Source organism: Burkholderia sp. Tr-862 (genome assembly GCF_011753085.1).
Taxonomy (GTDB): Bacteria; Pseudomonadota; Gammaproteobacteria; order Burkholderiales; family Burkholderiaceae; genus Burkholderia; species Burkholderia ambifaria.
The window spans coordinates 1-11543 of sequence record NZ_VWWG01000190.1; the positions used below are offsets into that span (position 1 = coordinate 1).

At 65.1% G+C, this 11543-nt stretch carries 9 protein-coding genes; 2 read left to right on the forward strand and 7 right to left on the reverse strand.

Features of this window, described 5'->3' with window-relative positions; translation table 11 throughout:
- From F3J14_RS36125 to F3J14_RS30270, 6 genes are all read right to left on the reverse strand, one after another.
- The coding region (locus tag F3J14_RS36125; protein ID WP_211080404.1) for a hypothetical protein at positions 1-788 on the reverse strand (788 nt) is incomplete at its 3' end.
- A gap of 288 nt (positions 789-1076) precedes the next feature.
- Positions 1077-2087: a HoxN/HupN/NixA family nickel/cobalt transporter gene (locus F3J14_RS30250; protein WP_166726064.1), complete on the reverse strand. Its 1011-nt coding sequence runs from the start codon at positions 2085-2087 to the stop codon at positions 1077-1079.
- A gap of 174 nt (positions 2088-2261) precedes the next feature.
- On the reverse strand, positions 2262-4373 hold the full coding sequence (gene fusA, locus F3J14_RS30255; protein WP_006754591.1) for an elongation factor G: 2112 nt from the start codon (positions 4371-4373) through the stop codon (positions 2262-2264).
- A 215-nt stretch (positions 4374-4588) separates the two neighbouring features.
- The gene (locus F3J14_RS30260; RefSeq protein WP_105787574.1) at positions 4589-5089 is read right to left on the reverse strand and encodes a DUF192 domain-containing protein; all 501 of its coding nucleotides are present in this window, start codon (positions 5087-5089) and stop codon (positions 4589-4591) included.
- Between the two features lie 160 nt (positions 5090-5249).
- Positions 5250-5462 (reverse strand): hypothetical protein, encoded by a 213-nt coding sequence (locus F3J14_RS30265; RefSeq protein ID WP_072465376.1) that lies wholly within the window; start codon positions 5460-5462, stop codon positions 5250-5252.
- Positions 5463-5752: 290 nt separating this feature from the next.
- The gene (locus F3J14_RS30270) at positions 5753-6331 is read right to left on the reverse strand and encodes a pseudouridine synthase (protein WP_166726065.1); all 579 of its coding nucleotides are present in this window, start codon (positions 6329-6331) and stop codon (positions 5753-5755) included.
- Positions 6332-6606: 275 nt separating this feature from the next.
- Between F3J14_RS30270 and icd the strand changes: the two genes are divergently transcribed.
- Together icd and F3J14_RS30280 are read left to right on the forward strand one after the other, a co-directional pair.
- Positions 6607-7863: an NADP-dependent isocitrate dehydrogenase gene (gene icd / locus F3J14_RS30275; RefSeq protein WP_006754594.1), complete on the forward strand. Its 1257-nt coding sequence runs from the start codon at positions 6607-6609 to the stop codon at positions 7861-7863.
- 281 nt (positions 7864-8144) lie between these two features.
- On the forward strand, positions 8145-10373 hold the full coding sequence (locus F3J14_RS30280) for an NADP-dependent isocitrate dehydrogenase (RefSeq protein ID WP_166726066.1): 2229 nt from the start codon (positions 8145-8147) through the stop codon (positions 10371-10373).
- A 129-nt stretch (positions 10374-10502) separates the two neighbouring features.
- Here F3J14_RS30280 and F3J14_RS30285 read toward each other — a convergent pair whose 3' ends face one another.
- Entirely contained in the window at positions 10503-10727 is a 225-nt protein-coding gene (locus tag F3J14_RS30285) for a hypothetical protein (RefSeq protein ID WP_006754596.1), read from the reverse strand.
- Positions 10728-11543 lie beyond the last annotated feature (816 nt).

An 11543-nucleotide genomic window follows, 5' to 3' on the forward strand; every position in this document is an offset into this window, starting at 1 on the left:
CCGCCGTTGCCGCCGCCGTTGCCGCCACCGTTGCCGCCGCCGTTGCCGCCACCGTTGCCGCCGCCGTTGCCGCTGCCGTGACCGCCGCCGTTACCTACGCCATTCCCCCCACCATTGCCGGCACCACCACTGCCGTTGCCATTGCCATTGCCGCCACCGTTGCCATGACCACCACCGCCGTGACCACCATGACCACCCGAAGTGCCGCCGCCCGAGGTACCGCCGCCCGAAGTGCCGCCACCCGAAGTGCCGCCACCCGAAGTGCCGCCACCCGAAGTGCCGCCACCAGAAGTACCACCGCCAGAAGTACCACCAGAAGTACCGCCACCCGAAGTGCCGCCACCCGAAGTGCCACCACCCGAAGTCCCATTACCGTTACCTCCGTTGCCGGATGCATTGCCGCCACGGCCCGTGCCATTCATACCGCCGGATGTCGCTCCCGTGGCTCCGCCGACACCCGCGGGACCGACAGCGCCGTTTCCGCCGCTTCCGCCATTGCCGCCGTTACCCGGGCTGCCACCGCCAGTGGTATTGCCGGCACCGCTGCCTGCCGCGCCACGGCCGGCATAGACGTGTACCGCGCATGCAGCCGGATTGGCAGCGCAGGGTGTCGCGTTCTCGACCAGCGTCATGACGGGGTCTGCGCCGGCAATCGCGTCAGACGAGGCGGCGGGCGTCGCGTCCTGCGCACTGGCGTACGAGCAGCAGCATGCAAACGCGGCTGCGGCCAGCAGGGTGGTGTGAAAGCACCGGCCCGCCGTGCGGGACAATTGTTTCGTTCTGCTCATCATTGATCTCCCCGATGGGCGCGATGCCTCGTCACGCGCGACCGTCAACGTGTGATGCAGGGGACCAGTAACGATGCAATGTCGTTTCGGCGGCCGATGCGTATCGCACTGGCGCCGGAGGCCAGCCGCGAACTCGGATCGGCACGCGGGCCCGCCGTGCGAATCCCTAACTGCGAGATTCGTGCCACCGGCCGGCTATGCCCGTGGCGCAAGGCGTGCACATATCGCAGACAGCGCGTGAAACGCTGTCGTGAGCATTTTGTTTCTGGAATGAAACGTCTGACCAGATCAGCGCGCCGTTGTATCGGCAGCGCGCGGCCAGCGATGGCACAGGATCGACGCGATCCAGCCGACGAGAAACAGCGCGACGATGCCATAGCCGATCGCGCCGAAGTGCTCGCCGAGCGTATCGAGTGCATCGCGTACGGGGCCCGTCAGCGACAGTTTTTCGGCGAGCAGGCCGGCGGCCTCGATCCCGCCGACGGCCAGTGCGACGACCGCCGACAGCAGCGTGATGCTCGCGTTATAGAGCAGCTTGCGCTGCGGGTCGTCCATTGCCCAACCGTACGCATGAATCATCAGCACATTGTCGGTCGAGTCGATCAGCGTCATGCCCGCCGCGAACAGCGCGGGAAACAGCATGACCGTATAGAGCGGCAGCGCGTGGCTTGCCTGCGCGGCCGCGATCGCGAGCAGCGCGATTTCTGTTGCAGTATCGAAACCGAGGCCGAATAGCACGCCGACCGGATACATGTGCCAGCTTTTCGACACGAACCGGAACAGCGGGCGCAGCAGCCGCGACACGAGGCCGCCCGCCCGATGCGTGTGCGCGCCGCCGTGAGCATGGTCCGGCGCGCCGCGATAGCGCCGCCACACGCCGCGCAGGATCACCAGGTTCATGCATGCGAGCACGAGCAGGAAAGTCGCGGACACCGCCGTGCCGATCGTGCCGCCGATCTCGCGGAATGCGTCGAAACGGTCGCGCAGCGCGAACGCGGTCAGCGCGATGCCCAGTGTCGCGGCAATCACGATCGTCGAGTGGCCGAGCGAAAAGCACAGGCCGACAGTCACCGGACGCTGGCCGTCCTGCATCAGCTTGCGCGTCGCGACGTCGATCGCGGCGATGTGATCGGCGTCGACCGCATGACGCAGCCCGAGCCCGTACGCGATCGCCGCGGTGCCGAGCAGCAGCGGATGGTCGCGCAGCACCGCGAGCGCCCACAGCCAGACGGCGATGTTGGCGGCGATCAGGCCCGCATACAGCGTCAACAGGCGGCGCAGGGCAGGGGTAGGCGGCATGGCGAAGGTTCCGTCGGACGAATCGCGATCCATTGTGACATGTGAAAAAAAATGCCTGGCGTGCCGATCGAAAACGTCGGCGGCCGTCCCCATCGGCGCGTGCGACGGATGAAAAAAAGCCCGTCCGGAACCGGACGGGCCTGCGGCTTGCCACCGGGCGCACGCGCCCGGCGCTTACTTCACTTTCGCGTTGATCACGCCTTCCGACACGTTCGCCGGCGTTTCCGCGTACTGCTTGAACTCCATCGTGTACGTCGCACGGCCTTGCGTTGCCGAGCGCAGCGACGTCGAATAGCCGAACATCTCGGCAAGCGGCACTTCGGCGCGTACGAGCTTGCCGCCGCCACCCGCGATGTCCTCCATCCCCTGCACGATGCCGCGCCGGCTCGACAGGTCGCCCATAACGTTGCCCATGAAATCCTCGGGCGTCTCGACCTCGACGGCCATCATTGGCTCGAGCAGCACGGGCTTCGCGCGGCGCATCGCTTCCTTGAACGCCATCGAGCCGGCCATCCGGAACGCGTTTTCGTTCGAGTCGACGTCGTGGTACGAGCCGAACGTCAGGTGCACCTTCACGTCGACGACCGGGTAGCCGGCGAGCACGCCGCTCTTCAGCGTTTCGGTGATGCCCTTGTCGACGGCCGGGATGAATTCGCGCGGAATCACGCCGCCCTTGATCTCGTCGAGGAACTCGTAGCCCTTGCCGGGGTTCGGCTCGAGCGTGATCACCGCATGCCCGTACTGGCCGCGCCCGCCCGACTGCTTGACGAACTTGCCTTCGACGTCGGACGCCGTCGTGCGCACCGTTTCGCGATACGCGACCTGCGGCTTGCCGACCGTCGCCTCGACGCCGAACTCGCGCTTCATCCGGTCGACCAGGATTTCGAGGTGCAGCTCGCCCATCCCCGAGATGATGGTCTGGCCGGATTCCTCATCGGTCTGCACGCGGAACGACGGATCCTCCTGCGCAAGACGGTTCAGCGCCAGGCCCATCTTCTCCTGGTCGGCCTTCGTCTTCGGCTCGACGGCCTGCGAGATCACCGGCTCCGGGAATTCCATCTTCTCGAGGATGATCGGCTTGGTCGGATCGCACAGCGTGTCGCCCGTCGTCGCTTCCTTCAGGCCGACCGCCGCCGCGATGTCGCCCGCGCGCACTTCCTTGATTTCCTTGCGCTCGTTCGCGTGCATCTGCAGGATCCGGCCGAGCCGCTCCTTCTTGTCCTTCGTCGCGTTCAGCACCGTGTCGCCCGATTCCACGACACCGGAATACACGCGGAAGAAGATCAGCTGGCCGACGAACGGGTCGGTCATGATCTTGAACGCGAGCGACGAGAACGGTTCGTCGTCGCTCGGGTGGCGTTCCGCCGGTTTTTCCGGATCGGCGTAGTCGTGGCCGAGGATGGCCGGCACGTCGACCGGCGACGGCAGGTAGTCGATCACCGCGTCGAGCATCGCCTGCACACCCTTGTTCTTGAACGCGCTGCCGCACAGCATCGGCACGATCTCGTTCGCGATCGTGCGCTGGCGCAGCGCGGCCTTGATCTCGTCCTCAGTCAGCGACTCATGGTCGTGCAGGTACTTCTCGAGCAGTTCCTCGCTGGCTTCCGCGGCGGCCTCGACCATCTTCCCGCGCCATTCGTGCGCGAGCTCGACGAGATTCGCCGGGATCTCCTCGTAGGAGAACTTCACGCCCTGGCTTTCGTCGTCCCAGACGATCGCCTTCATCTTGACGAGATCGACGACGCCCTGGAAATGATCTTCCGCGCCGATCGGAATCTGGATCGGCACCGCGACGCCCTTCAGGCGCTCGCCGATCTGGCGCTGCACGCGGAAGAAGTCCGCGCCGACGCGGTCCATCTTGTTGACGAACGCGATGCGCGGCACCTTGTACTTGTTCGCCTGGCGCCACACGGTTTCGGATTGCGGCTGCACGCCGCCGACCGAGTCGTAGACCATGCACGCGCCGTCGAGCACGCGCATCGAGCGTTCGACCTCGATCGTGAAGTCGACGTGCCCGGGGGTATCGATGATGTTGATCCGGTGTTCCGGATAGTTGCCGGCCATGCCCTTCCAGAAGGCCGTGGTCGCGGCCGACGTGATCGTGATGCCGCGTTCCTGCTCCTGCTCCATCCAGTCCATCGTGGCCGCGCCGTCGTGCACTTCGCCGATCTTGTGGCTCACGCCGGTGTAAAACAGGATGCGCTCGGTCGTCGTGGTCTTGCCGGCATCGATGTGAGCGCTGATCCCGATGTTGCGATAGCGCTCGATGGGGGTTTTGCGGGGCACGTGAACCTCCTGGTGGTTCGGATCGTAAGCGGGCCGGCTGGGCCGGTCCGGATTGGAACAAGCGAGATTTAAAGGATAGCGCTTGTCCGTGGCTTTTGCAGATGCGGCCAGCGTTTGCCGAATCAAGGCGGGCGCCGCCGGCACGCGAAAAAAAAGCCGGCGCGCAACGGGCGGCCGGCTTCGGTCGATGCGCGGCGGTGCCGCGGCATTCGCCGTTACTGGGGCTTGGGCAGCCCGTCGAGCTTCATGCCCGGCTTGATGCCTTTCGCGGCGAACCAGCCCTTGCTCATTTCGAGTGCATAGACGCCGTTGTTGCGCGGGCAGTGATTGTCGGTCGTCTCGGCCCGCATCTCGTCGATGTCGGTGATCGTGCCGTCCGCGCGGATGAACGCGATCGACAGCGGGATCAGTGTGTTCTTCATCCAGAAGCAGTGCACGGCGTTCTCGTTGAACACGAACAGCATGCCTTCGTTCGGAGCGAGCTGCGACCGGTACATCAGCCCCTGTTCGCGGTCGGCGTCGTTCGCGGCGACGGCCGCGTCGATCACGTACATGCCGGCGCGCAGCTTCACGTGCGGGAACTCGCTCGGCTGCTTGGCGCCGGGCGGCATCTGCGCGTGGGCGGTGTGCACGCCGAGTGCGAGGACGGCGAGCGCGGCGGGAAACACGGCGGCGCGCGCAAGGCGGCCGAGCGACGAGCGCAGGGAGAATCGCACAGCAAGGCTCCTATCGGGAAAACGAGACCCGCATGGTACGCGAAGCGCGCCGGCGGGCACAAAAAAGAAAAAGGCAGATCGCCTCGCGGTGATCTGCCTTTCAACGCCGTAAGAACGGCAAGACTGCGTGTTCTTGACTGCGTTATTACAACTAGCTTGCTTAGTTCGAAGCAGCTGCCGGGGCTTCGGCTTCGCTAGCAGCCTTCTTCGCTGCGTGGTGCTTCTTCTTTGCGTGGTGCTTCTTGGCAGCGTGCTTTGCCGGTGCCGAAGCAGCTGCCGGAGCAGCAGCCGAAGCAGCTTCCGGAGCCGAAGCTTGTGCGAAAGCAGCCGTTGCGAAGAGACCAGCGACCAGAGCGGCGATCAGTTTGTTCATGTTGTGTTCCTCAGCTTTAGTTAATTAACCAAATGACCCGGCATAGGAGTCATGTCGTCTAACGGTGCCATCCACCTTTCGGTTGACAGACGCTTCGAGAAATTTCTCATTGCGCTGCGGGCGCCGAATCGTATTCGAATAAAACGTCGCTTTCGTGACGCAAACGCGGAAATACCGGTTCGGTTGCCAATGCCGGATAGCTCAGGATGGCATCTGCGTGGTTTAACGCGCGATCTTCGCCGGCGGTTGACGAAAAAGATGACGAAAAAAATCGAAAGTTGCCGACGCGCTCACGCTTCGCCTGCGAAACCGTCCCACGGGGCACGTGGCGGCAGCGCGATTGTTTCGCCCGGTGCAATGCCGAGTGCGAATATGTCCAGCGCGCCGATGCCGACGCGCACCAGACGCAACGTCGGGAAGCCGATCGCGGCCGTCATCCGGCGCACCTGCCGATTCTTGCCTTCGGTAATCGCCAGTTCGATCCACGTGGTCGGGATCGCGGCGCGGTAGCGGATCGGCGGGTTGCGCGGCCACAGCGCTTCGGGCGGCTCGATGAATTCGGCGCGGCACGGGCGCGTCACGTAGTCGCCGAGATCGACGCCGCGTGCGAGCGCCTTCAGGTCGGCCGGGCCCGGCGCGCCGTCGACCTGCGCCCAGTAGCGCTTGACGAGCTTGTGGCGCGGCTCCGCGATGCGCGCCTGCAGCGCGCCGTCGTCGGTAAGCAGCAGCAGGCCCTCGCTGTCCGCGTCGAGCCGCCCGGCCGGGTAGACGCCGGGCGTTTTTACCCAGTCGCCGAGCGACGGCCGCGTCTCGTGCGCGGAAAACTGGCAAATCGTGCCGAACGGCTTGTTGAGGGCGATCAGGGTCATGGCGGGGCGCCCGCGCGGCGTGCCGCGGGGAGGCGGGACCGGCGGTCTATGGCAAATGGCGGAATCTTAATGCATAATACGGAACGGCAAGTCATCTGTCTTATATAAGACATAAGGGAAGACTTGATACGCAGCGTCGCGCTTCGTGCCGCCGGCCCCGATTGGGGCGCTAGAATAGCGGCTCGCTGTTGCCGTCACGAAGGTGGCAAGGCCACCTCGCCACGCGCGCAGTTTCGACCAGCAATACCTGCTCAGCCACGTCACTGGAGTCGATCATGCCGTATCAGCACATCAAGGTTCCGGAGGGCGGTGACAAGATCACCGTCAACAAGGACTACTCGCTCAACGTATCCGATCAGCCGATCATTCCCTATATCGAAGGCGACGGTACGGGCTTCGATATCACGCCGGTCATGATCAAGGTCGTCGACGCGGCGGTCGCCCATGCCTACAAGGGCAAGCGCAAGATCCACTGGATGGAGATCTTCGCGGGCGAGAAGGCGACGAAGGTGTACGGTCCGGACGTGTGGCTGCCGGACGAAACGCTGCAGGTGCTGAAGGAATACGTGGTGTCGATCAAGGGGCCGCTCACGACCCCGGTCGGCGGCGGCATCCGTTCGCTGAACGTCGCGCTGCGCCAGGAACTCGACCTGTACGTGTGCCTGCGCCCGGTCCAGTATTTCAAGGGCGTGCCCTCGCCGGTGCGCGAGCCGCAAAAGATCGACATGGTGATCTTCCGCGAGAACTCGGAAGACATCTACGCGGGCATCGAGTGGGCCGCGGGCTCCGAGCAGGCGAAGAAGGTGATCAAGTTCCTGCAGGACGAGATGGGCGTGAAGAAGATCCGCTTCCCTGAAACCTCGGGGATCGGCGTCAAGCCCGTGTCGACCGAAGGCACCGAGCGTCTCGTGCGCAAGGCGATCCAGTACGCGATCGACAACGATCGCAAGTCGGTCACGCTGGTGCACAAGGGCAACATCATGAAGTTCACGGAAGGCCTGTTCCGTGACGCCGGCTACGCGCTCGCGCAGAAGGAATTCGGCGGCGAGCTGATCGACGGCGGCCCGTGGATGCGCGTGAAGAACCCGAAGACGGGCAACGAGATCGTCATCAAGGATTCGATCGCCGACGCGTTCCTGCAACAGATCCTGCTGCGTCCGGCCGAATACGACGTGATCGCGACGCTGAACCTGAACGGCGACTACATCTCCGACGCACTGGCCGCGCAGGTCGGCGGCATCGGGATCGCGCCGGGCGCGAACCTGTCGGATTCGGTCGCGATGTTCGAGGCGACGCACGGCACGGCGCCGAAGTACGCGGGCAAGGACTACGTGAACCCCGGTTCCGAGATCCTGTCGGCGGAAATGATGCTGCGCCACCTCGGCTGGACGGAAGCGGCCGACACGATCATCGCCGCGATGGAAAAATCGATCCTGCAGAAGCGCGTCACGTACGACTTCGCGCGCCTGATGGAAGGCGCGACGCAGGTGTCGTGCTCCGGCTTCGGCGAAGTGCTGATCGAGAACATGTAAGACCCCTTCCGGGGTGGGTCGGCGGATCGCCGGCCGCCCCGGCGCCTACTGCCGGCGCCGGGGCGTTTCGTGGATGGCAGGTTTGTTGGCAGGGCGGTCCGGCATGCGGGCCGCGGCGCCGCGATGCGGCCCGCATGCCCTGCAAGGTAGAACATGACGGCCCTCGCAACACCACCGCCCGGCTGAGCCGGCGCGCCCCTTTCGCGACCCACCCGGTCGCTCCCCGCCGGTTACAGCCGGCGCTCTCAGTCCAACATTCACGTAGCAATGCTTTGACCACCATGTCCACTTCGCCCAAGATCATCTACACCCTCACCGACGAAGCGCCCGCGCTCGCGACCTATTCGCTGCTGCCGATCGTCAAGGCCTTCACGCGCTCGTCCGGCGTCGCCGTCGAAACGCGCGACATCTCGCTCGCCGGCCGCATCATCGCGGCATTCGCCGACGTCCTGCCGCCGGAGCAGAAGGGTTCCGACGATCTGGCCGAACTGGGCCAGCTCACGCTGAAGCCGGAAGCGAACATCATCAAGCTGCCGAACATCAGCGCATCGGTGCCGCAGCTCAAGGCCGCGATCGCGGAACTGCAGGCGCAGGGCTACACGCTGCCGGCGTATCCGGAAGATCCGTCGACCGACGAAGAGAAGGCGGTCAAGGCCCGCTACGACAAGATCAAGGGCAGCGCGGTGAACCCGGTGCTGCGCGAGGGCAACTCGGATCGCCGCGCGCCGCTGTCGGTGAAGAACTACGCACGCAAGCACCCGCACAAGATGGGCGCATGGAAGGCCACGTCGAAGGCGCACGTTGCGCACATGAGCGAAGGCGACTTCTACGGCAGCGAAAAGTCGGCGCTGATCGCCGCGGCCGGCAGCGTGAAGATCGAACTCACGACGACCGACGGCGTGAAGAAGGTGCTGAAGGAAAAGACGGCGGTGAAGGCCGATGAAGTCATCGACGCATCGGTGATGAGCCGCAAGGCGCTGCGCAGCTTCATCGAAGCGCAGATCGCCGACGCGAAGGCGCAGGACGTGCTGTTCTCGGTGCACCTGAAGGCGACCATGATGAAGGTCTCGGACCCGATCCTGTTCGGTCACTTCGTGTCGGTGTTCTACCGCGACGCGCTCGCGAAGCACGCGGACGTGCTGGCGCAACTCGGTTTCAACCCGAACAACGGGATCGGCGACCTGTACGCGCGCCTGAAGGACCTGCCGGCCGACACGCGCGAAGTGATCGAAGCCGACGTCAAGGCCGAGTACGCGGTGCGCCCGCGTCTCGCGATGGTCAACTCGGACAAGGGCATCACGAACCTGCACGTGCCGAGCGACGTGATCGTCGACGCATCGATGCCGGCGATGATCCGCGACTCGGGCGGCATGTGGGGCCCGGACGGCGAACTGTCCGACGCGAAGGCCGTGATTCCGGACCGCTGCTACGCGGGCGTCTACCAGGCCGTGATCGAAGACTGCAAGCAGCACGGCGCATTCGACCCGGTCACGATGGGCAGCGTGCCGAACGTTGGCCTGATGGCACAGGCGGCCGAGGAATACGGTTCGCACGACAAGACGTTCCTGATCCCGGCCGATGGCGTCGTGCGCGTCACGGACGAAGCCGGCAACGTGCTGCTCGAGCACGCGGTCGAGTCGGGCGACATCTGGCGCATGTGCCAGACGAAGGACGCACCGGTGCAGGACTGGGTCAAGCTCGCGGTGAACCGTGCCCGCGCGACCGGCGCGCCGGCCGTGTTCTGGCTCGATCCGGCACGTGCGCACGACGCGCAGATCATCGCGAAGGTCGAACGCTACCTGAAGGATCACGACACGAACGGCCTCGACATCCGCGTCATGACGCCGGTCGACGCGACGCGTTTCTCGCTCGAGCGCATCCGCGCGGGCAAGGACACGATCTCGGTCACGGGCAACGTGCTGCGCGACTACCTGACCGACCTGTTCCCGATCATGGAACTCGGCACCAGCGCGAAGATGCTGTCGATCGTGCCGCTGATGGCCGGCGGCGGGATGTTCGAAACGGGCGCGGGCGGCTCGGCACCGAAGCACGTGCAGCAGTTCGTCGAGGAAGGTTTCCTGCGCTGGGATTCGCTGGGTGAATTCCTCGCGCTGGCCGCGTCGCTCGAACACCTCGGCCACGCTTACGAGAACCCGAAGGCGCTCGTGCTCGCGAAGACGCTCGACCAGGCAACGGGCAAGTTCCTGGACGAGAACAAGTCGCCCGCACGCAAGGTCGGCGGCCTCGACAACCGCGGCAGCCACTTCTACCTGTGCCTGTACTGGGCGCAGGCACTGGCCGAGCAGACCGACGATGCCGCGCTGAAGGCGCAGTTCGAAGGCGTCGCGAAGTCGCTGTCCGACAGCGAAGCGCGCATCCTGGAAGAACTGTCGGCCGCGCAGGGCACCGCGCAGGCGATCGGCGGCTACTACCGTCCGAACGTCGAGCTGACGAGCCAGGCGATGCGCCCGAGCGCAACGCTGAACGCCATCGTCGACGCAGTCGCCTGACACCGGCCGCGCCCACGCGCGCGCCACGACAACGGCAGCCGCCGACGCGGCGGGCTTCACGGCTCGCCGCGTCGCCGACAATAAAAACGCCCCGGTCGCCCGGGGCGTTTTTCGTTGCAGGCGTGCCATTCAGACGTGAACGATTTCCCATTCGCTGATTTCGGGCGGCACTTCGAGCGTGGCCGTATCCAGTTCGGACGGTTGCTCGCAGTCGCCGCGGGAGATGTGGTCGGCGGCGACTTCCGGGCACGAGAACGCGCCGAGCAGAGCGTTGCCGAACGTCGCTTCCCAGCCGCCGTTACCCGGCAGGATGTAGAACGACCCGAGCGCTGAACCAAAGCGAAATCCCTTCATTTCCGTTCTCCCTTTCTGATTACAAGCGATTCTGTTGTGCCGCTCGCCGGTTGGCTTTTCGTATCGAACGTCGTGGCGAAGCGTCGGTGCATGGAACCAAGTCTACGTCTGCGGCCGCGACCGATGGTGCGCATAGAACGCTTGCTCGAAACAAAAATGTTCCTTTAAAAACATCAAGTTATTTCGGGCGTTTTGTATTGCGGAACGATTTTTGGCATCGCGAAACAGCGAATTTGTGCCGTGCACCACGAATTTTTATAACGCAGAGACTTGTTCCGCATCGTGAAAAATCGACGGATCCGTGCATCGAAGGTGCGTGGCGTGCCGCTGGCGGGATGAACGGGAGGCGAATTGCCCCAATCGGGCGGAGCGAACGCGGGCAGCGAATGCTGCCGACCAGGCGACCGGTACGAATGCGGTAGGGCGTCGCGGCGTCGGGCGGTGATCGAAAACGCAGTGCGAACGGCGCCCCGGCCGTCAGGCCCGGCCGCGGACTGCGGCGTATCGCCGCTCGCGCGGTGCCGCGGTGCTTCGGCCGCGACCCACGGTTATGATGACGCGGGCATCAGGTTTCGCGTCGCGCAGGGGCGCTTGCGCACCGGCCGGCGCGGGTGTCGCGACGGCCGCGCGACGCAGCACGAATAACGAGGAATGATTGATGATACGGAGAACCTTCCTGTCGCATGCCATCGGCGTTGCGGCCGCATCGCTGTTTGCGCGCACCGCCTGGGCGCAGCATGCCGCACACGCGGGCATGGCCGGCATGGATCAGATGGACGACATGCCCGGCATGTCGGGCATGTCAGGGATGGCGGG

What these genes read in the sequence shown, in the direction of transcription:
- F3J14_RS30265 (WP_072465376.1), bottom strand. Translation starts at nt 5,462, where the DNA reads ATGAACAAACTGATCGCCGCTCTGGTCGCTGGTCTCTTCGCAACGGCT.
- F3J14_RS30280 (WP_166726066.1), top strand. Translation starts at nt 8,145, where the DNA reads ATGTCCACTTCGCCCAAGATCATCTACACCCTCACCGACGAAGCGCCC.
- icd (WP_006754594.1), top strand. Translation starts at nt 6,607, where the DNA reads ATGCCGTATCAGCACATCAAGGTTCCGGAGGGCGGTGACAAGATCACC.
- F3J14_RS30285 (WP_006754596.1), bottom strand. Translation starts at nt 10,727, where the DNA reads ATGAAGGGATTTCGCTTTGGTTCAGCGCTCGGGTCGTTCTACATCCTG.
- F3J14_RS30250 (WP_166726064.1), bottom strand. Translation starts at nt 2,087, where the DNA reads ATGCCGCCTACCCCTGCCCTGCGCCGCCTGTTGACGCTGTATGCGGGC.
- F3J14_RS30270 (WP_166726065.1), bottom strand. Translation starts at nt 6,331, where the DNA reads ATGACCCTGATCGCCCTCAACAAGCCGTTCGGCACGATTTGCCAGTTT.